Origin of the sequence: Microbacterium hominis NBRC 15708 (assembly GCF_001592125.1) — a bacterium.
Taxonomy (GTDB): domain Bacteria; phylum Actinomycetota; class Actinomycetes; order Actinomycetales; family Microbacteriaceae; genus Microbacterium; species Microbacterium hominis.
On sequence record NZ_BCWI01000016.1, the window covers coordinates 24,720 to 45,351 of the forward strand.

Here is a 20,632-nt window from a genome sequence, read left to right on the forward strand (position 1 = left end):
GCTTTCCGCCCACGTCGACAGCCGGCGGCGGTGCCTCTGAGGGCCTTCCGGTGCCTCGGATCCGCGTGATCATGCGGATCCGAGGCGGCGCGCCCCGGCATCCCGCCGCCGAGACCCGTGGGCGTCTTTCATTCAAATGGATGATGCGACAGGCCGTCTCACGACGTCTCGCGGATGCCGGCGAGTCGGGGCGGCCCGGATCAGGCGACGCCGTGCAGCTCCCGCAGGCTCTGCTCCGCCCCGGCGCCGTCGCGGGCGTGCATCTGTGCGCGCAGCCGCACGAAGAGGTCCACGCGTCGGACCGTGTCGGCGAGGAAGGGCTCCCACCCCCGCAGGTTGCGTTCGATGGCGAGCGCGGCTTCGCGCACGACGCCGATGAACACCGAGTTGTGCGTGGCGCGGGTCACCAGCTCGAACATCTCGGTGCACTTCGCGAAGAGGAGGGCGACGTCCTCCGCGCGGGCACTGTCGACGACGGCATCCGCTGTCGCGACGATCACGGCCAGTTCCTCGTCCGTTGCGGCGCTGAGCGCGAGACGGACGGCGTTGCCCATGAGGTAGGCCGTGAAGACCCCGGTCTCACGGCGCACGCGGTCGTCCGGGACGGAGACACGGGTGTAGCGGCCGACGGCGACCTCCACGAGGCCGAATCGCTCCAGCCGCTGCAGCGCCTCCCGCACCGGGGTGCGGGAGATGCCCAACTGCGTCGCGATGTCGACGTCGCGCAGGCGCTCGCCGGGCGCGAGGGTGCCGTCGAGGATCGCCGCGCCGATGCGGGCGTAGACCTCATCGCTGAGGCTGACGCCGCTGGTCAGATCGCTGTGATCGATGGGCGAGAGTTTCGGGGACATCGCTGGGAAGAGTGTACGTCCGCCTGCGCCCGGAAACACCCCGAGGACCCCTGCGCCGGGGCGGCGGCGTTGCCACTTTCGGCGGAGTTCTTGCAACGTTTGTGTCACCTTGTCTCATCTGGTACTGCGCGCGAGGATGCCGACCGTTAGCGTGGACCCCGTCGGCGCAGTCGCGTCGTCGTCGCACGTCAGTAAGGCAGTTCATGAGCACCAGCGGTACCGTCAAGTGGTTCAACTCGGAGAAGGGCTTCGGGTTCATCGCTCCCGATGAGGGCGGCGCTGACGTCTTCGCCCACTACTCCGCCATCCAGTCGGGCGGCTACCGCTCGCTCGAGGAGAACCAGCGCGTCGAGTTCGAGATCGCCCAGGGCCCCAAGGGCCTGCAGGCGGAGAACATCCGCCCCCTGTGAGTTGAACGGCCCGCTTCCGAGCGGGCCGTTTTCACGTCGGCGTGAGCCGTCGCCCACCGTCACGGTGCGGCGGCGGCTCCTTCGGCGCGTGAGCCCGCCTCCGTGGTGACGGTTCCGCGTCGGGTCGTCGACCGCCCACGCGGTCGACGTCAATCCGCGGGAGCGGATGCCGCGTCGTCGATGAGGAGGAGCGCGCGCAACTGCGCGGCGTCGTCGACGGCCGCCGCGGCGCCGTCCGCCTCGTGCGGCCAGCTGAATCCCCATCGCACGAAGATCACCGGCACTCCCTGTGCCGCACCGCCGTCGACATCGTGGTGTCGGTCACCGATCAGGACGGGCCGGCTCGTGTCGGCTCCCGCGGCGCGCAGGCGCCGCAGCGCCTCGGCGACGATGTCCGACTTCGACGCGAGGGTCTTCTCATCGGGCGTCGATCCGGCCATCGCCTGCAGGTGCGGGGCCAGGTCGAAGTGCTCCATGAGGGCGACCACCTGCACCTCCGGCTTCGAGCTCGCCGTGGCCTGAGCGACGCCCGCGTCGTCCAGCTCGGCGATGATGTCGGCGACCCCGGGGTAGAGCCGCGCTCCGGTCGTGTAGCCGTCGGCCTTCCCGAGGGTGCGGTAGAAGGCGACCGCCTCGGTGGCCTCGGCGGGCGACATCCCCACGTTCGTCTGGAACGATTCGAACATCGGCGGACCGATCCAGTGGACGAGCTCCTCGCGCGTCGGCGCGGGCTTGCCGAAGTGCTCCAGCGCGGTCGTCAGACGACGCAGGATCCCGTCGGAGGCGTCGACGAGAGTCCCGTCGACGTCCCACAGCACACAGGTCCACGGAGATCTCAACGCCATGCCCTCAGCCTAACGAGCGGGAGCGCCGACGCAGACCGCGGTCCCGCGGGTGCGGATGCCGGGGTCAGAACAGCCGCGGCGCGCCCGACTCGATGCCCTTCATGCCCTCGTAGTCGAGGGTCACGCAACGGATGCCGCGGTCGCCGGCGAGCGTCTTGGCCTGCGGCTTGATCTCCTGCGCCGCGAACACGCCCGCCACCGGTGCGAGGTGCGGGTCGCGGTTCAACAGGTCGAGGTAGCGGGTGAGCTGCTCCACGCCGTCGATGTCGCCGCGACGCTTCACCTCGACGGCGATCGTGCCGCCCGCGGGGTTGCGCAGCAGCAGGTCGACGGGTCCGATCGCCGTCGGGAACTCGCGACGCACGAGGGTGAGCCCGTCGCCGATGACCTGGACCTGCTCGGCCAGCAGTCGCTGCAGGTCGGCCTCGACGCCGTCCTTCTGCAGTCCGGGGTCGACGCCCAGCTCGTGCGAGGAGTCGTGCAGCACCTCGTAGATGCGCACCAGCAGGGCGTCGCCGGTCTTCGCGTGCGTCACCCGCCAGTGCTCCTGCACGCCGGCGGCGATCGACTCGGCATCCGGCACCTCGACGGTGAGCGTGCAGGGCGGGCTCATCCAGTTGAGGGGGGCGTGTTGGATGTCTCGATGGAACGCGACCGTCCCGTCGGCCTTGATCATGATGAGACGCGTGGCGAGCGGAAGATGGGTGTTCAGCCGTCCGGAGTAGTCGACGGAGCAGCGGGCGATGATGAGACGCACCCGTCCAGTCTCGCAGTCTCCGGGCGCGCGATCATCGCCGGGGTAGCACCGGGCAGCACCGGGTGACCGTCAGAACGGTGGGGGAGACCCCCGCGGGGGGCGATCGTGATCGGGTGGTGAAGGACTCGTGACGAATCCCACGGTGTATCCGTCCCAGATCTCACCGCGTGCATCGCCTTCGGAGGGCCACTGCGTGCGTCCCGTGCAGGTCATATCGCGGCCACCGTCTCGTCCAGAGCCAAGTGTCTGAACGCCTGGGCCGAACACGGCAAGTGCGAGAGACGCCGCCAGATCCTGGAAGCCAACGGGTCCGAGCTGCTCAAGGTTGTAGCGACCCAACGCTTCCTCCCGTGCTTTGCGGCTTGACCCTACGCTACCGTCCACCCCTCATATCGATGGCTCTCAGGGGCACCCACGCAGCGACATACACGGAGTGCACTGCCGTCAGGGAGTCGACCTCTATGAGGCCACGCTTCAGCGTCGCCACGGCGTACGGCGGTTTCACTCATTTGTGGGATTCATCGCCTCAATGGCGACGGCTAACTTGAGCCTCATCGGGAGTTGGCCCCGTGTTCCGCGAAGCCATGAGTCGCGCAGAGACCCACCAACGCGACGGACGTTGCATTGAAGAAGGGATTAGCTATGCGCCTCAGTTTCGGCAAGCGAATCACCATAGGAGCAGCACTGGTCGCTCTCCTCGTCGGCTCAACCGCCGTCCCAGCATCCGCAACTTCGGGGACAGGGTTCGACAACACCGATCCGGCAGGCGGGCCCGACTACTGCGCAAGCGGCTCTTACCCCATCAAGACCTACAACCTGTACGCCAACGGGTCGGGGCCTCTCGTCGGGTACATGGAGGTCCGCTACTCGCCGAGTTGTCAGACGAACTGGGTACGCGTCTACAACAGCGGCACCTCGGATGCCTTAAGTAAGACGTACATCCGTCGTTACGCGCAAGGATCTCTGCCCGACTCGGGCGCCATCACAAGCAGCGACCTTTACCCCGGCGGCTGGGCGTACGGCTACCAGGTTTACGCTCCCGGGTCGACGTGTGTTCAGGTCCAGGGTGGACTCACGACCGGTGCATGGACTGCTTGGTCGCCCTACGTCACGCTCTGCTGACACGCAGGGTGGATGGCTCTGGCTATGTGATGATTCGTTCCGGCTGGGAGGGATATCCTCTCGGCCAGGGCCACCGGCGTCGACGACCACGCGGACATGACCGCGCGTGATCCTCCCCGACTCCCACGCCTGAAGTGTCGCCGGAAAGCCCTCGACGAGTTCGCGCGCCTCACCGATGCGCTGCTGCACCGTGCGGTCGGTCACCCGCAGCACCCCGCCGAGCTCCGCGGCGACCGAGCGCAGCGCCATGTCGTGCTCGCGTACCGACCCGCGCAGGGTCGCGGTCTCCGGCTCTGCCAGCCGACCGGCGCGCGCGAGCACCCACACCTCGGCCACCTGTGCCGCCGTCGCCGCACGAGCCACCGCGTCGGTCTCGTCGACGAGACCCGCCAGCGCGGCCACGAACCGGCCACCGCTGCCGGCCTCCATGACGCCCCCCGGCGCGACGTCCGTCGTACCTCGATCGTCTCGCGACCCTCCGACATCCGTTCACGCATCCACGGCTTCGGGAGGCGGCATCCGCCCTCGGACGCGCGAGTCAGTGGTGGCCGACGCCGACCTTCGAGCCGGCGATGGGCTTGGCCGCTCCGGAGGCGAAGCCGCTCATCGCGATGAGCGCCACGATGATCCAGAGGGTGTTCAGGATGCCGATCTGGTGGCTGACCCAGCCCAGGACGGGCGGCCCGCACAGGAAGGCGACGTAGCCGATCGTCGCCGCGGCCGACACCGACGCGGCGGCCTTGCGGGGGTCGTCCGCCGCCGCCGACATGCCGAGCGGGAAGCCGAGCGAGGCGCCGGCGCCCCACAGCGCGACGCCCACGAAGGCGAGCGGGAGGTTGGGCGCGAGGATGAACACGATCAGGCCGAGGCCCGCCGCGATCGAGAGGGCGCGGAGGGTCCACACGCGTCCGATGCGGTCGACGAGCGGGCCGCCGGCGGCGCGGAAGACCGTCATCGACACGGAGAACACGGTGAGGAAGATCGCGCCGATCGCCTCCGACTCGCCGTGGCCGTCGACCACGGCGATGGTCAGCCAGTCGTTGGCGCTGCCTTCGGCGAAGGCCATGCCGAGGATGATGGCGCCGATGGCGTAGGTGCGCGGGTCGCGCCACACCTCCAGGGCCGCGTGCAACCGCGCGCCACGCGACGGGGCCACGGCCTCGGAGTCGACGACAGCCAGCGCCTGCGCGGGGATCGCGCGCAACGCGTTGGCGGTCACGATCAGCCAGACCACGGCGACCGTGCCGAGGTGCCAGGAGGCCCCGACGCCCCACGCCGCCATCGCGACGCCGACGCCGGCCCCGGCGACCGTGCCGAGGCTGAAGAACGCGTGGAACAGCGGCATCAGCGTCCGCTCGAAGGCCTGCTCGACGGCGGCCGCTTCGACGTTCATCATGACGTCGGTCGCGCCGAAGCACAGCCCGAGGATGGCGAGGCCCGCGACGGCGACCGCGTAGGAGGAGAGCGCATCGACGCCGAGGGCGGCGAGGAAGAGGCCGACGGCGACGCCGACGATCGTGACCGACAGCCCTCGCTTGGCGCCCCACCGCACCACGATGACGTTCGCGGACATCACTCCCAGGAGCGAGCCCGCGCCCATCGCGAAGAGCAGGATGCCGACCTCGAAGTCGTCGATGCCCAGGTTCTGCTTGACGGCCGGCAGGCGCGACGCCCACGACGCGAACGTCACTCCGCTCAGGAGGAACAGGGTGAAGATCGCGGTGCGCCATCGGACGAGTCCGCGACGATCGAGAGTGGTTCTGGTGATCACACTTCACCTTAGCGAATCGATTCGACCCTCGCCGAAACGATTCGACGAATCGTTTCGGATCGCCTCTGACGCGAGTTACCATCGGGGAGTGACGAACCGCCGCGCCACCATCGCCGACGTCGCTCGGGTCGCGGGCGTGTCGCCGTCGACGGCGTCCGTCGTCTTCAGCGGCAAGACACCGGTCTCCGACACCACTCGGCTGCGCGTCATGGACGCGGCCGCCTCGCTCGGCTACACGGGTCCCGATCCGCGCGCGGCGTCGCTGCGACTGGGGCGCAGCGGCATCGTCGCCGTCGTGGTCGGCTCGTCGCTCAACTTCATGTTCGTCGACCCCGTGCAGCGTCTGCTCATGGACGGTCTGGCGGAGGCGGTCGCTCCGCTCGGCGCCGGCCTGCTGCTGCTGCGCCGAGACGCGGAGCTCGACATCGAGAACGCCCCCACCCTCACGACGGCATCGATCGACGCGGCCGTCCTGATCGGATGCGACGGGTCGCTGCGGGAGTCGTTGCCGATCGTGCTGGCGCGCGGCATCCCCGTGGTCGTGGTGGAGGGCGACGCGGGCGAGGGCATCCCGCGCATCGCCCTCGACAACCGCGAGGCGGAGCGCCGGGCGGCCGAGCACATCCGCGACCTCGGCCACACGCGCGTGGCGATCGTCACCCTCTGGCAGGATGCCGCGGGCACCGTCGGCTGGATCGCGCCCGACGCCGACATCACCGTCGACGTCACCCGCGATCGCCTGCAGGGCGCACGCGACGTCTTCCCCGACGCGCCCGCGCTCGCGACGGGGGGCAGCTCCATCGACGACGGGTTCGCGGCGGGACGGGTGCTCTTCGCCGACCCGCGGACGCGTCCCACGGCCGTGATCGCGCAGAGCGACCTGCTCGCCGCGGGCGTCATCCGCGCGGCCGAGGACGCGGGGCTGCGCGTGCCCGAAGACGTCAGCGTCACCGGTTTCGACGGGGTGCCCGTGGACGGCCTTGCCCCCTACGAGCTGACCACTCTCGTGCAGCCCGCCACCGACAAGGGCCGCGCCGCAGGCGCCGCGATCGCCGCCATGCTCGACGGGCGGGAGCCCGCATCCGTCGATCTGATCTCCACCTTCCGCCTCGGCAACACCACCGCGCGGGTCGGCTAGGCCCGCACGCCCGGGTAGACTGGGAATCCGACCCCCGCGACCTGTCAGGAGGCCAGATTGCTCGTGCTCCTGGCTGCGTTCGCGGTCGTTCCGCTGTCGCTGCCATGGCTGTTCGGTCGCATCGGCCCACGGGCGTTCCTCGTCGCGGCGGTCCTGCCGGTCGTGGCCTTCGTCCACGCGCTGCTCATGACCCCCGAAGTCATCGCCGGTCGGGTGCCGACGGAATCGGTGTCGTGGATCCCGCAGCTCGGGATCGATCTGTCGATGCGCATGGACACGCTGGGCTGGCTCATGACGCTCATCGTCACCGGCGTCGGGGCCCTCGTGCTGATCTACTGCCGCTGGTACTTCGACGGCAAGAAGCAGGGCGTCGGCCTGTTCGCCGCCGTCCTCCTCGGGTTCGCGGGAGCGATGTACGGCCTCGTCCTGACCGACGACATCATCGTGCTCGTGATGCTCTGGGAGATCACCAGCATCCTGTCCTACCTCCTCATCGGCTTCTACCACGCGCGTGGCGCGAGCCGCCGTGCCGCGCTGCAGGCGCTGCTCGTGACGACGCTCGGCGGTCTCGTCATGTTCGTCGGCGCGGTCATGATGGCGGTGATCTACGGCACCAACAGCCTGGCCGCCATCGTCGGCGGCACCGCGACGCTCAGGCCCGGCAGCGAAGGTCTGCTGAACGTGGCGATCGTGCTGCTGCTGGTCGGCGCACTCAGCAAGTCGGCCATCTTCCCCTTCCACTTCTGGCTCCCGGGCGCCATGGCGGCGCCGACGCCGGTGAGCGCCTACCTGCACGCGGCCGCGATGGTGAAGGCGGGCATCTACCTCATCGCCCGCCTCGCTCCGGCCTTCGCGCACAGCGAGTTCTGGCGTCCGATCGTGATCAGCCTGGGCCTGTTCACGATGCTGCTCGGCGGCCTCCAGGCGTTGCGCGAGTCGGACCTCAAGCGCATCCTCGCGTTCGGCACCGTCAGCCAGCTGGGCATGCTCACCGTCGTCCTCGGCTACGGGGAGCGCAACTCGGCGCTCGCCGGTCTCGCGCTGCTGATCGGCCACGCGCTGTTCAAGTCGTCGCTGTTCCTGGTCGTGGGCGTGATCGACCGGCAGCTCTCCACGCGTGACATCGGCGAGTTGTCCGGAGTCGGCCGCCAGGCCCCGACGCTGGCCGTCTTCTCGATCATCGCGATCGCCTCGATGGTGGGACTGGCACCCACGGTCGGATTCGTGGCGAAGGAGGCCGTGCTGACCTCGCTGCTCGAAGGCGGGTCGCGCCCGGAAGCCCTCATCCCGCTCGTCGGGATCGTGCTCGGCTCGGTGCTGACGACGGCGTACGGCCTGCGGTTCGTGTGGGGCGCGTTCTGGACGAAGAAGGATGCCGCCGGCACGCCGCTGCCGGTCACGGTGTGGCCCGACCCGCCGATGGGATTCCTCGCCGCGCCGGTGCTGCTGTCGGCACTCACCGTCGTCGCGGGCTTCGCCGCGCCGCTGCTCGACGCCGCGTTCTCCGGCTACGCCGACACCCTTCCGGCCGCCGGCGGGGAGAACGGGTACCCGTACCACCTCGCGCTCTGGCACGGATGGGAGCCCGCGCTCTTCCTCTCGCTCGGCAGCATCGCCCTCGGTGCCGTGCTGTTCTGGCTGGCCCAGCGCACCGGACTCGTCCCGCGCCGCATCCTGCCCTTCACCGCGGCCGACGTCTACAACGCGTCCCTGCGCGTCATCGCGCGCCTGGCGGTGTGGACCACCACGTTCACCCAGCGCGGGTCGCTGCCGGTGTACGTGGGCACGATCTTCGTCGTGTTCGTCGCCGCCGAGGGCACCGCCCTGCTGGCGAGCCCGTCGTGGCAGATCTCGCTGGACGCGTGGCAGACCCCCATGCAGCTGGTCGTCGCGCCGATCATGATCATCGCCGGGATCTTCGCCGTCCGGGCACGCAAGCGCTACACCGGCGTCGTGCTCGTCTCGGCCACCGGGCTCGGCATGATCGCGCTGTTCGCCTCCAGCGGCGCACCCGACCTCGCCCTGACGCAGATCCTCGTCGAGACGGTCACCCTCGTGGCCTTCGCGCTGGTGCTGCGCCGCATCCCCGCCCGACTCGGCGAGCACAACGCGTCGGTGCTGCCGCTGGCGCGCGCGATCCTCGCGGTCGCCGTGGGGGCGACGATGGCGATGGTGGCGATGGTGGCCACCGGCGCCCGGGTGGCGACGCCCATCTCGGAGCGCTTCCCCGAGCTCGCCTACGAGCTCGGCCACGGCAAGAACGTCGTCAACGTGGCGCTCGTCGACCTGCGCGGCTGGGACACCATGGGCGAGCTGTCCGTGCTCATCGTGGCGGCGACCGGCGTGGCATCCCTCGTGTTCGTCACGCACCGCTCGGATCTCATCTCGCGGTCGATCTCGGCGTTGCCCACGGGCGCGACGCGCACCCGGCGACCCCTCATCGAGACCGACGAGGGCCCCCGACCGCGCGCGAGCGCTCCCGGCAGCACACGGCAGACCTGGCTGGTCGGCGGGCAGAAGGTGCGCCCCGAGAACCGGTCGATCATGCTCGAGGTCATCGTCCGGATCCTCTTCCACACGATCATCGTCGTCTCGATCTATCTGCTCTTCGCCGGGCACAACCTCCCCGGCGGCGGGTTCGCGGGCGGCCTCGTCGCGGGCATGGCGCTGGTCATGCGCTACGTCGCCGGTGGCCGGTACGAGCTGGGCGCGGCCGCGCCGACCGACGCGGGACGGCTCCTCGGCGCCGGCATGACGCTGGCCGTCGCCTGCGCCGTCGTGCCGCTGCTGTTCGGCCTGCCGCCGCTGACCAGCTGGTTCTGGGAGACGGAGATCCCCGTCATCGGCCACATCGAGTTCGTCACCTCCACCCTCTTCGACATCGGTGTCTACCTGGTCGTCATCGGCCTCGTGCTCGACGTGCTGCGTTCGCTCGGCGGCGAGGTCGACCGCCAGACGCAGGAGCTGCGCGAGCGGGGGGTGACGGTCTCATGACGGTGTCCGCGGTGCTCGTCATCATCATGGCGGTGCTCTTCGCGTGCGGCGTGTACGCGATGCTTGAGCGCAGCCTCACCCGCGTGCTGATCGGGTTCCTGCTGCTCGGCAACGCGACCAACCTCTTCCTGCTCATCGTGATGGGTCGCCCCGGCGTCGCCTCCTTCTTCGGGTCGGGCGATGTCGAGGAGATGAGCGATCCGCTGCCGCAGGCGCTCACCCTGACGGCCATCGTCATCACCTTCGCCGTGTCGGCCTTCCTGCTGGCGCTCATCTACCGGTCGTGGCAGCTCGGCCAGGCCGACACCGTCGTCGACGACGAAGAGGACATCGCCGTGCGTGATCGCGGCACCGTCGAGGAAGACCAGATGGATGATGAGACCTCGATCGAGGACGAGGACGACGACGCGACGACCGACTTCATCGGCACCGACACGGCACCGATCACCGTCCTGCACCACCGCGATCTCGACGGCATCCGCGACGACGCCCCCGTGGACCGCCCGCGCGGCGACGCGCGAGGTCGCCGCGACGAGGGAGGTGAGCCGCGGTGAACGCCCTCGTCCCGCTCCTCGTCGCCCTCCCCCTGCTCGGGGCCGGCATCGCGCTCGTCTTCGGTCGTCAGCGCCGCGTGCAGGTCGGCGTGTCCGTCGTCACCCTCACGCTCGTGCTGGCGATCGCCGCCGTGCTCCTGTACACCGTCGACTCGTCGGGGCAGGCGATCGCCGTGTCGGTGGGCGGCTGGCCGATCCCGTTCGGCATCGTGCTGTACGTCGACCGTCTCGCCGCGTTGCTCGTCGTCATCTCGAGCATCGTGCTGCTCGCGGTCCTCCTCTTCTCGGTCGGGCAGGGCGCCGCCGACGGCGACGACGACACCCCCGTCACGATCTTCCACCCCTCCTACCTGATCCTGTCGGCGGGCATCTTCAACGCGTTCATCGCGGGCGACCTGTTCAACCTCTACGTCGGTTTCGAGATCCTGCTCGTGGCCTCGTACGTGCTCATCACCCTCGGATCCACCGAGTCCCGCATCCGCGCCGGCGTCGTGTACATCGTGGTGTCGCTGGTGTCGTCGATCCTCTTCCTCGCCGCGATCGCCGCGATCTACGGCGCGCTGGGCACCGTCAACATCGCGCAGCTCGCCGAACGCATGACCGAGCTGCCCGACTCGACGCAGCTCGTGCTGCACCTGATGCTGCTGCTCGCCTTCAGCATCAAGGCCGCGGTCTTCCCGCTGTCGTTCTGGCTTCCGGACTCGTACCCGACCGCTCCGGCTCCCGTCACCGCGGTGTTCGCGGGCCTGCTGACCAAGGTCGGCGTCTACGCGATGATCCGCACCGAGACGCAGATCTTCCGCGACAACGACGTCAACACCCTGCTGCTGATCGTCGCGCTCGCCACGATGATCGTGGGCGTGCTGGGCGCGTTGGCGCAGGCCGAGCTCAAGCGCATCCTGTCGTTCACCCTCGTCAGCCACGTCGGCTACCTGGTCTTCGGACTGGCCATCGCCACCCCGCTGGCCCTCGGCGCGACCATCTACTACATGGTCCACCACATCATCGTGCAGACCACCCTGTTCCTCGCGGTGGGACTGATCGAGCGGCGGGCCGGATCGACCTCGATCCTCAAGGTCAAGGGGCTGATGCGCGCCGCGCCGGTGATCGCCGTGCTCTACTTCATCCCGGCCATCAACCTGGGCGGTCTGCCGCCGTTCTCCGGATTCATCGGCAAGCTCGCGCTCTTCGACGCCGCCGCCGAGGTGGGAACGCCCCTGATGTACGTGCTGATCATCGGCGGCATCGTCACCTCGCTGCTCACGCTCTACACACTCATGCGCGCCTGGAACCTCGCCTTCTGGCGCGAGGACGACGACCACACCGAGGAGACCGGCGTCGTCGACCGCATCTCCTACCTCGGCGATGCCCCGGCCGCCGACGACGAGGGCGCGCGGCGCGTCATTCCGCGCATCATGACGGCGACGACCGCGGGAATGGTCGCCGTCACGGTCGCCCTCACGATCTTCGCGGGACCGCTGTACGCGCTGTGCGCGAGCATCGGCGACGCCCTCCTGACGCCGGTCACGCTCGTGCAGCTCGATGAAGGAGGCGGATCGTGAGCCCGTCCACCTCGGTCGCGTCCGCTGTGTGGCGCCAGCTCCCCTTCTTCGTCTGGCTCGTCGCCCTCTGGATGCTGCTGTGGGGACAGTTCACGGTGCTCGCCGCCGTCACGGGGCTGATCGTCGCGATCGTGGTCACCCGCGTCTTCCGCCTTCCCCCCGTGGAGCTCTCCGGCCGGGTCAACATCTGGTACGGCGCCGTGTTCGTCGTGATGTTCTTCCTGGCGCTGATCCGCGGCTCGCTGCTGGTCGCCTGGCAGACGCTGAACCCACGGCGCTACCCGGGCACGGCGGTCATCGCCGTGCCGCTGCGCACCGATGACGACCTGATCATGGCGCACGTCGGCGTGACCGCCTCGCTGATCCCGGGGTCGCTCATCGTCGACGTCGATCGTGACCGTCGCATCCTCTACCTGCACGTCATCGGCGTCTCGTCGGACCGCGACGTGGAGAACCAGCGCCGCGCGGTGCAGGGCTGGGAGTCGCGTATCGTCCGCGCCGTGGGATCGCGCGCCCAGCTCGCCGCCATCCGCACCGCGGGTGCCCAGAGCCCGCGCGAAGGGGGTGCGGGCCGATGAACGTCCTGATCGTCGCCGTCTACGTCGTCTTCGCGATCGCCGGGCTCCTGACGCTGTGGCGGATCATCGTCGGGCCGTCGATCCTCGACCGCGCCGTGGCATCCGACGTGCTGCTGACCCTGGTGATGTGCGCGCTCGGCGCCGACATGGTCATCAACCATCACACCCGCTCGCTGCCGGCGCTGCTCATCATCGCGGCGGTGGGCGTGTTCGGCTCGATCGCGGTGGCCCGTTTCGTCGCGCGGAGGGACAACACCGACCGATGAACGAGATCCTCGACACCGCCGCCCTCGTGCTCGTGCTGATCGGCGGGCTGCTCTGCATCACCGCCGCGATCGGGCTCCTGCGCTTCCACGACGTGCCCACTCGGCTGCACGCCGCCACCAAGCCCCAGGTGCTGGGTCTCATCCTCATCTGCCTCGCGATCGCGTTGTCGCTGCGGTCGTGGCCCGTCATCGCCTTCCTCGTGCCCATCGTGATGATGCAGCTGGCGACCGCGCCGTTGTCGGCGCACATGGTCGGCCGTCAGGCCTACCGCAACGGCACGATCGACGAGCGCTCGCTGTACGTCGACGAGCTCGACGCCGCCCGCCGGACGCCCCCCGGCGCCGGCGGCTGAGCACCCGCCGACGGCGCGTACCCTCCTCCACAACCCGGGGGATCGGAGATCTCCGATCCGCACCTGTGGACGGACGACGCGGCGGCCTTCCGACGCGTCACACTCGAAGGGTCGGGAGCCGGGCGCGGAACTGGGGGGTGACCGGCCCGGCCCCGACATCCTCCCTGACCGCGCGCCGGCGCGGTCAGGGGGCGAGGGACGGTGTCCGCGCGATGCCGAACTCGTGGCGCAGCACGCTGCGGGCCGCGAACCATCCCGACTGGCCGTGGACGCCCGGGCCCGGCACGGTGGAGGCTCCGCAGAGGTACACGCCGGGCAGCGGCGTCCGCCACGGGTCCGCGCTCAGGACGGGGCGGGCCAGCAGTTGCGGGAGCGTCGCGGCGCCGGCGGCGATGTCGCCGCCCACGTAGTTGGGGTTGTCGAGAGCGAGCTCGGCGGCGGTCGTGCCGCGCGTGGCGAGGATGACGTCGCGGAACCCGGGGGCCACCTCTTCGATCGCGCGAGTGACGGCCTCCGTCTGATCCACCGTCGAACCCGTCGGGACGTGGGTGTACGCCCAGAGCGCGTGCTGCCCGGCCGGGGCGCGGGTCGAGTCGAACACCGACGGCTGCGCCACGAGCACGTACGGGGATGCCGCGTGCCGCCCCGCCAGCACCTCCCGCTCGCCCGCGGCGATGCGCTCGCGCGTGCCGCCGACGTGCACGGTGCCGGCGCGCGCGATGCGCTCGTCGGCCCAGGGGACGGGCCCCGACAGCGCGAACTGCACCTTCGCCGACCCGCTGCCGTACCGGAAGCGCTCCAGACGGCTCCGGTAGCCGGCCGGCATCCGGTGCCCGGCGAGTCGGATCAGCGCGCGCGGGGTCACGTCGAGCACGATCGCCGCCGCGGTGAGCTCGTCGAGCGAGGTCACCTCGTGATCGGTGACGATCTCACCGCCGTGCGCGCGGAGATCGTCGGCGAGGGCATCGGAGATCGCCTGGGAGCCGCCGATCGGAAGGGGCCATCCGGCGGCATGCGCATGCGCCTGCAGGGCGAGACCCGCGGCCGCCGCGACCGGACTGGGCTGCGGGGCGATCGCGTGCGCCGCGACGCCCGTCATCATCGCCGGTGCCACCCGCTCCGCGAAGCCCGCATTCCAGAGGGGGCTCCCCTGCTGCAGCGCCCGCATCCCGAACCGCGCGACGATGACGGGATGCGGCGGCACGCGCAGCAGCGGCGATCCCGTGAACCGCGCGACTTCGCGTGCGCGGGCGGCGAGCGGGCCGAGGAGCCGTCGATACGCGGCGCCGTCGCGTCCGAGCTCCGCCACCGTCCGGTCGAGGTCGCGGTAGGCGATCCCGGACCCCCCGTCCGCCGCGCCGAGCGGGTGGGCGAACGAGATCTCCGGGGTGACGAACGGGATGCGCCGGGCGAGGCCGAACGCGCGGAAGAAGGGGGATGCCACCGCCAGCGGATGCACCGCCGAGCACGTGTCGTGCCGGAACCCGGGGGCGACGGTCTCCGCCGTGCGGGCACCGCCGCCCCACTGCGGCATCCGCTCGAACACCCGCACCGAGAGTCCGGCGCGCGCGAGCGTGACCGCCGCGGCGAGGCCGTTGGGTCCCGAGCCGACCACCTCGACGTCGGTCACGCCGCTCCCGCCGCCGCGTCGTGCGCATCCGTCGCCTCGGCGGCGTCGGCCACGGCATCCGCATCGGGGGTGCCGCCGGCCGGGTCGGGCACGGCCGGTCGCGCGGAGGTCTGCGCGGCGTCGCGTTCGCGACGGCGGCCCTCCGACAGGTAGCGCAGCCTACGGATCGTCTCCTCGTTGCGCAGGTGCAGCAACGGCGCCCACAGGAACCGGGGCAGACGTCCCGCGCCGCCGACCGGCTCTTCCGCCAGACGCACGACGCAGCCCTCCCCGCGGGGCCGCACCTCGATGACCACGACGGCGCGTCCGAACGGGCCCGCCTTGGCCCGCAGGCGCAGGCGCCGCGGGGGCGACCACTCGACGATCTGCGTGTCGTCGTCGACCAGCACGGGCCACGCGCCCAGGGAGTGGTGGATGTGGGCGCGCTCCGCGGGCCACTCGGGGTCGACGGCGCGCATGCGCGAGGCGCCCACCACCCAGGCCGGATACACCCAGCCGTCGCCCAGCACGGCGAACACGTCGTCGGGGGTGCAGTCGAACAGTCGGACACTGGCGGTCGCCATGGGGTCTCCTCCGGGTCCCTTCCGATCGTAGGCGGGAACGCCGCGGGGCGAGGGGCCTTGACAGGCCGTCTCGCCGCGCCGCCCGGCTGGGGCTGTGGGTGGGGGTCCGGTGTTCCGTATTCAGTCTCCCGGCCGGTGCCGCCGGGCACGACGCCCGGAATTCCGGGGTTCCGGGAGGGACGCGCCCCCATCCAGACTGAAGACGGCAGCGGACGCCCGGCCGCCCGACCGGCGCGGGCGGGGCTAGCCGATGAGGCTCGGCTGCAGGTCGCGCAGCGTCCGGCGGTGCGTCATGCGGGTGACGCCCACCGCCGACAGCGCGAGCGCCCCGCCGAGCCACAGCAGCAGCACGCCGATGTCGGTGCTCACCCGGGCGAGGTCGCCGCCGTACATCAGCTGGCGCATGGCGTCGACGACGTAGCCCATCGGCAGGATGTGGTGCAGTGCGGCGAGCGGCGCCGGAAGCGTCTGCCACGGGAACGTGCCGCCCGCGGTCACCAGCTGGAGCACCATCATCACCAGACCCACGAACTGGCCGACCGACCCGAGCCACACGTTCAGCGCGAGGATGATGGCCGCGTACGTGAACGACGCCAGCATCAGGATGCCGAGGGTGCCGAGCGGGTTGGCGAAACGGAAGCCGAGGGTGAACGACAGCACCGCGAACAGGGCGACCATCCCGACGCTGCCCAGCAGCGCCGGCGTCAGCCAGCCGGCGATCGTCACGCGGATCGGGGAGCGCAGCGCCGTCACGGCGCGGCGCGAGATCGGCTTCACGATGAGGAAGAGCGCGTAGATGCCGATCCATCCGGCCAGCGCCGCGAAGAACGGCGCGAGGCCCGCGCCGTAGTCGCCGGCCGAGGTCTGCGCGCTCGAGTCGACGGCCACCGGGTCGGAGATCACCTTGGCCTGGGCGTCGCGGGTCGCGGCATCCGTGTCGGGAATGGCCTGCACGCCCGAGGCGAGCCCGTCGCGCAGCTGCGCCGCACCCGAGGCCACCTGACCGGCGCCCGACGAGAGCGTCGCCGCTCCCGTCGCCGCCTGGTTCGCCCCGTCGGTGAGCGCCCCGGCGCCCGACGCCACCTGGGCGGCTCCGGACGAGACCTGGGCGGCACCGGAAGCCACCTGTGCCGCGCCGGCGGCGAGGCGGTCGACCTGCGCGACCGCCGACTGGAGGCGCGCGTTGCCGGCGCGTGCGGCATCCCCGACGGGATCGAGCGAGGCGAGGACGCGGTCGATGGTCGCCTGGTCGACGCCCTGCTGGGCCAAGAGCGCGGCGATGTCGGCGCGCGCCTGCGGCAGGCTGTCCACGACGTCCTGCCCCGCGGCGGCGGCCCGGTCGGCGTACCCGTCGAGGGTCGCCGTCCCGTCGGCGACCTGGGCGGCACCGTCGGCCACCTGGGCCGCTCCGTCGGCGACCTGGGTGGCGCCGCCCGTGAGCGTCGCGGCACCGGTCGCCAGGGTCGCGGTGCCCTGCGCCAGCGTCGTGCTGCCGTCCGCGACCTGCTGGGCGCCGTCGGTGAGGGTCGTCGCGCCGTCGGTGGCCTGGACGAGCTGCGCGCGGATGTCGCTGAGCCCCGTGAGCAGACGCGAGGCGGCCTCCTGCCCGACGAGCTCCGCGACCGACCGGCGGATCTTCTCCACGGCCTGCGTGCCGATGGTCGAGGCGAGGTAGTTGTTGGCGTCGTTGGTCTGCAAACCGATCGTCGCCTGCCGCGGGGCCGATCCCCCGGAGGAGACCAGCGCGGCGGAGAAGTCGGAGGGGATCGTCACGATGAAGTCGACCGTGCCGTCGTGGAGGGCGGTCGCGGCATCCGCCTCGCTCAGCGCGCGCCAGTCGAACGCGTGACCGTCGATGAGCTGCTGCGAGACCTGACTGCCGTACTGGGCCGCGTCGGCGCCGCTGCCCGACCCCTCGTCGAGATCGACGAGCGCAACCGGAACCTCGGAGAAGTGGCCGTACGGGTCCTGGTTGGCCCACAGGTAGAGGCCGCCGTAGAGCACGGGCACGAGCATGAGGGCGACGAGCGCGAGCACCGACATCCGCGTCGCCGTCAGGCGCCGCAGCTCGGCAGCGATCATGGCGGGGATCTTCATCGGTGGCCTCCGGCGAGGGGGGTGGTGGGGCGCAGGCGCACGCGACTGGGCTTGAGGACGCGGGCGCTCGACGGATGCTGAGAGGGGGATGCCGAGGCGTCGGACAGGACGGCGGCTGCCGCTTCGCCCGCGATGACCAGCACCGCGAAGCCGCGGTCGGCGAACTCCTCGGCGAGCTCCCACCACTGGGCGGGGTCGCCGCCGTGGCGGTCGGGGGAGACGAGGACGAGGCCGTCCACGCCGGGACGCGCCGAGGCCAGCTCGAGCAGGATGCGCAGACGGTGCGCGGGGGCGAGATCGGCGATCGGCAGACGCGAGGACGAGCGCAGATCGTGCTCGTCGAGCCACCGCCGTGCCGAGAGCGGGTCGGAGGCGAGACCGGCGAACATCAGCTCCTCCGCGACGACACCCGCCACCGCGATGTTCGGCGCCGGCTCGCTGACATCGGGGGCGTCGATCAGGGCGACCCGGCGACGCAGCGCGTTGTGGGCACGGCGGTCGTCCGCATCGTCGAGGGAGACGGTGCCGGCATCCGGTCGCATGCGGCCCGAGGCGATGAGCCCGAGCACGGTGGGACGCTGTTCGGTCTCGGCGACGGCGAGGGTGGCGCGGCCGCTGCGGTAGGTGAGGCTCGTCGCGCCGAGGGCCTCGCCGCGCCGCCCCTTCTGGACCTCGTCGAGGTGCACGCGCATCAGTTCGCGTCCAGCACGTCGGGGTGGGCGTTGAGCAGCGTCTCGGACTCGCGCCACGACAGCCCCGCGATGCTCAGCACGGCGCGGACGGCCAGCGAGGCGGCGATGGGCGACGATGCGTCGATGCGGCTGACGGCGGCGCGCGCCGTCTCCTCGATGAGGCGGGCCAGGGTCGGTGCGGCCATGTCGGCCCGGAGGCTCTCGTCGTCCTGCCCGGCGCGGACGACGGCGACGAGAGCGCGTCGCAGCGGCGCGAGGGCGGTGGCCGTCTGCTCGAGGTGCGTCTCGTCGAGCGCGAGGGCGGCGGCGACCTGCACGTGGGAGGCCTCGGCCCACAGCGCCGCGGTCAGGCGGGCGAGGGCGAGCGGCGGATGCGGTTCGTCGAGGGAGGAGGCGATGGTGTTGAAGCGCTGGGCGCCGGCGGAGATGAGCTCGGTGAGCAGCGCCTGACGGTCGTCGAAGTGCCCGTAGAGGGCGCGCCGGGACAAACCCGCGGCGCGGGCGATCTGGTCGATCGAGGCGGAGGGGTCGACCGCGAGGGTGGTCGCTGCGGCGCGCAGGATGCCGGCGCGATTGGCGGCGGCATCCTTGCGGGGCCGACGGAGGGGTGCGGTGGTCGTCACCGGGTCAGTGTATTAACTTGCACACGGTTGTGCAAGTTTCGGGGCTGAAGGCGTTTCGACTCGCTCCGCTCGCTCAACGACCGGGTGGTGCGGGTGGGGCGTTTCGACTCGCTCCGCTCGCTCAACGACCGGGGTGCGGGTGGGGCATGCCGGTCGTTGAGCGAGGCGCGCAGCGCCGAGTCGAAACGCCGTGAGCGCGCGGTCAGTCGGCGCCGAAGTCGAAGGACGCCGACTCCGAGGCCTCGTCCAGGGCTTCGGCCAGCTGCTCGCGCGCGGCGTCGAACGGTGCGGCGTGGCCGGTGATCCCCGCGGACTCGCCGGAGGACAGCTCGCCGACGAGCTCGGCGGTGGCGCCGCCGATGAGGCCCAACCCGGCGTACTGCTCGAGGCGTGCACGCGAGTCGGCGATGTCGAGGTTGCGCATGGTGAGCTGACCGATGCGGTCGGTGGGGCCGAAGGCGGCGTCGCCGACGCGCTCCATCGAGAGCTTCTCGGGGGCGTAGGAGAGGTTCGGCGAGACCGTGTCGAGGATCGTGTAGTCCTCGCCGCGGCGCAGGCGCAGCGTGACCGTGCCGCTGATCGCCGAGCCCACCCAGCGCTGGATCGACTCGCGCAGCATGAACGACTGCGGCTCGAGCCAGCGCCCCTCGTACATGAGACGGCCGAGGCGGCGGCCCTGCTCGTGGTAGGTCGCCAGCGTGTCCTCGTTGAGGATGCCGTTGATCAGCCGCTCGTAGGCGATGAACAGCAGCGCCATGCCCGGCGCCTCGTAGACGCCGCGGGACTTCGCCTCGATGATGCGGTTCTCGATCTGGTCGCTCATGCCCAGGCCGTGGCGACCGCCGATGGCGTTCGCCTCCCGGACGAGGGCCACGGCATCCGTGAACTCGACGCCGTTGATGGCGACGGGGCGGCCCGCCTCGAACGTGATCGCCACGTCTTCGGTCGCGATCTCCACGGACGGGTCCCAGAAGCGCACGCCCATGATCGGGTCGACGACCTCGAGCGAGACGTCGAGGTGCTCGAGGGTCTTCGCCTCGTGCGTCGCGCCCCAGATGTTGGCGTCGGTGGAGTAGGCCTTCTCGACCGAGTCGCGGTACGGGAAGTCATGGGCGACGAGCCACTCGCTCATCTCCTTGCGCCCGCCGAGCTCCGTGACGAAATCGGCGTCCAGCCAGGGCTTGTAGATGCGCAGCGCGGGGTTGGCGAGCAGTCCGTAGCGGTAGAAGCGCTCGATGTCGTTGCCCTTGTAGGTCGAGCCGTCGCCCCAGATGTCGACGCCGTCCTCCTTCATGGCGCGCACGAGGAGCGTGCCGGTGACGGCGCGGCCGATCGGCGTCGTGTTGAAGTAGGTGCGTCCGCCCGAGCGGATGTGGAAGGCGCCGCAGGCGAGGGCCACCAGACCCTCCTCGACCATGAGCGGCTTGCAGTCGATGAGTCGCGACTGCTCGGCGCCGTACTGCAGCGCGCGACCGGGGATCGAGGCGATGTCGTCCTCGTCGTACTGGCCGAGGTCGCCGGTGTACGTATAGGGGACGGCACCCTTGTCGCGCATCCACGCGACGGCGACGGAGGTATCGAGACCCCCCGAGAAGGCGATGCCGACGCGCTCGCCGACGGGCAGGGACTGAAGGACCTTCGACATGGAACCTCAGTCTACTGAGCGCCGCCGATGCCGCTGCGACGGGGGCGGGCTGGAGCGGGCCGCCCCGTCGCGGGGCTGTCGGACTGGTCGGCCCGAGAGGCCAGCCGGGGGTCGTCCGGGGGGTCGCCGTGTTGACGGGAAACGGCGCCGGTGTCCTATAGTGGTCGGCAACGTGCGCTCT

At 71.1% G+C, this 20,632-nt stretch carries 18 protein-coding genes; 8 read left to right on the forward strand and 10 right to left on the reverse strand.

The window, feature by feature from the left end; all coding sequences use genetic code 11:
- Window positions 1-200: 200 nt before the first annotated feature.
- Window positions 201-851 carry a GntR family transcriptional regulator gene (locus MHO01S_RS12350; protein ID WP_060959625.1) on the reverse strand — a complete coding sequence of 217 codons (651 nt, stop codon included), beginning with the start codon at window positions 849-851 and terminating at the stop codon, window positions 201-203.
- Window positions 852-1,054: 203 nt separating this feature from the next.
- Here MHO01S_RS12350 and MHO01S_RS12355 point away from each other — a divergent pair, with 203 nt between their 5' ends.
- Window positions 1,055-1,261 (forward strand): cold-shock protein, encoded by a 207-nt coding sequence (locus MHO01S_RS12355; RefSeq protein WP_028496198.1) that lies wholly within the window; start codon window positions 1,055-1,057, stop codon window positions 1,259-1,261.
- Between the two features lie 149 nt (window positions 1,262-1,410).
- Here MHO01S_RS12355 and MHO01S_RS12360 read toward each other — a convergent pair whose 3' ends face one another.
- The 3 genes from MHO01S_RS12360 to MHO01S_RS12370 form a co-directional block, all read right to left on the reverse strand.
- Window positions 1,411-2,106 (reverse strand): HAD hydrolase-like protein, encoded by a 696-nt coding sequence (locus MHO01S_RS12360; protein ID WP_060959626.1) that lies wholly within the window; start codon window positions 2,104-2,106, stop codon window positions 1,411-1,413.
- A gap of 64 nt (window positions 2,107-2,170) precedes the next feature.
- The gene (gene nucS / locus MHO01S_RS12365; protein WP_060959627.1) at window positions 2,171-2,863 is read right to left on the reverse strand and encodes an endonuclease NucS; all 693 of its coding nucleotides are present in this window, start codon (window positions 2,861-2,863) and stop codon (window positions 2,171-2,173) included.
- A gap of 1,660 nt (window positions 2,864-4,523) precedes the next feature.
- Entirely contained in the window at window positions 4,524-5,756 is a 1,233-nt protein-coding gene (locus tag MHO01S_RS12370; RefSeq protein ID WP_061782376.1) for an MFS transporter, read from the reverse strand.
- Between the two features lie 88 nt (window positions 5,757-5,844).
- Between MHO01S_RS12370 and MHO01S_RS12375 the strand changes: the two genes are divergently transcribed.
- Genes MHO01S_RS12375 through mnhG form a run of 7 tightly spaced genes read left to right on the forward strand, consistent with a single transcriptional unit; the run spans window position 5,845 to window position 13,201 of the window.
- A complete protein-coding gene (locus tag MHO01S_RS12375; RefSeq protein WP_060959629.1) occupies window positions 5,845-6,894 on the forward strand; it encodes a LacI family DNA-binding transcriptional regulator in 1,050 nt (349 codons plus the stop codon).
- A 57-nt stretch (window positions 6,895-6,951) separates the two neighbouring features.
- Entirely contained in the window at window positions 6,952-9,888 is a 2,937-nt protein-coding gene (locus MHO01S_RS12380) for a Na+/H+ antiporter subunit A (protein WP_061782377.1), read from the forward strand.
- Window positions 9,885-10,442: a Na(+)/H(+) antiporter subunit C gene (locus MHO01S_RS12385; RefSeq protein ID WP_061782378.1), complete on the forward strand. Its 558-nt coding sequence runs from the start codon at window positions 9,885-9,887 to the stop codon at window positions 10,440-10,442. Before MHO01S_RS12380 ends, MHO01S_RS12385 begins: the two co-directional genes overlap by 4 nt.
- Entirely contained in the window at window positions 10,439-12,004 is a 1,566-nt protein-coding gene (locus MHO01S_RS12390) for a Na+/H+ antiporter subunit D (protein ID WP_060959632.1), read from the forward strand. The genes MHO01S_RS12385 and MHO01S_RS12390 overlap by 4 nt, the downstream gene beginning before the upstream one ends.
- On the forward strand, window positions 12,001-12,582 hold the full coding sequence (locus MHO01S_RS12395) for a Na+/H+ antiporter subunit E (protein ID WP_060959633.1): 582 nt from the start codon (window positions 12,001-12,003) through the stop codon (window positions 12,580-12,582). Before MHO01S_RS12390 ends, MHO01S_RS12395 begins: the two co-directional genes overlap by 4 nt.
- Window positions 12,579-12,848, forward strand: a complete 270-nt coding sequence (locus MHO01S_RS12400) for an MrpF/PhaF family protein (protein WP_060959634.1) — start codon at window positions 12,579-12,581, stop codon at window positions 12,846-12,848. The genes MHO01S_RS12395 and MHO01S_RS12400 overlap by 4 nt, the downstream gene beginning before the upstream one ends.
- Window positions 12,845-13,201 (forward strand): monovalent cation/H(+) antiporter subunit G, encoded by a 357-nt coding sequence (gene mnhG, locus MHO01S_RS12405; RefSeq protein WP_060959635.1) that lies wholly within the window; start codon window positions 12,845-12,847, stop codon window positions 13,199-13,201. The genes MHO01S_RS12400 and mnhG overlap by 4 nt, the downstream gene beginning before the upstream one ends.
- A gap of 184 nt (window positions 13,202-13,385) precedes the next feature.
- Here the strand turns inward: mnhG and MHO01S_RS12410 are convergent, their stop codons facing one another.
- The 6 genes from MHO01S_RS12410 to argG form a co-directional block, all read right to left on the reverse strand.
- A complete protein-coding gene (locus MHO01S_RS12410) occupies window positions 13,386-14,831 on the reverse strand; it encodes a phytoene desaturase family protein (protein ID WP_061782379.1) in 1,446 nt (481 codons plus the stop codon).
- Complete coding sequence (locus MHO01S_RS12415) at window positions 14,828-15,394, reverse strand: SRPBCC family protein (RefSeq protein WP_082734152.1); 567 nt, start codon at window positions 15,392-15,394, stop codon at window positions 14,828-14,830. Before MHO01S_RS12415 ends, MHO01S_RS12410 begins: the two co-directional genes overlap by 4 nt.
- Window positions 15,395-15,637: 243 nt before the next feature.
- The gene (locus MHO01S_RS12420; protein ID WP_061782380.1) at window positions 15,638-17,491 is read right to left on the reverse strand and encodes a YhgE/Pip family protein; all 1,854 of its coding nucleotides are present in this window, start codon (window positions 17,489-17,491) and stop codon (window positions 15,638-15,640) included.
- Entirely contained in the window at window positions 17,488-18,183 is a 696-nt protein-coding gene (locus MHO01S_RS12425; RefSeq protein ID WP_060959638.1) for a hypothetical protein, read from the reverse strand. Before MHO01S_RS12425 ends, MHO01S_RS12420 begins: the two co-directional genes overlap by 4 nt.
- Complete coding sequence (locus MHO01S_RS12430; protein WP_061782381.1) at window positions 18,183-18,806, reverse strand: TetR/AcrR family transcriptional regulator; 624 nt, start codon at window positions 18,804-18,806, stop codon at window positions 18,183-18,185. The genes MHO01S_RS12425 and MHO01S_RS12430 overlap by 1 nt, the downstream gene beginning before the upstream one ends.
- Window positions 18,807-19,008: 202 nt before the next feature.
- Window positions 19,009-20,451 (reverse strand): argininosuccinate synthase, encoded by a 1,443-nt coding sequence (gene argG, locus MHO01S_RS12435; protein ID WP_061782382.1) that lies wholly within the window; start codon window positions 20,449-20,451, stop codon window positions 19,009-19,011.
- Between the last annotated feature and the right edge of the window lie 181 nt (window positions 20,452-20,632).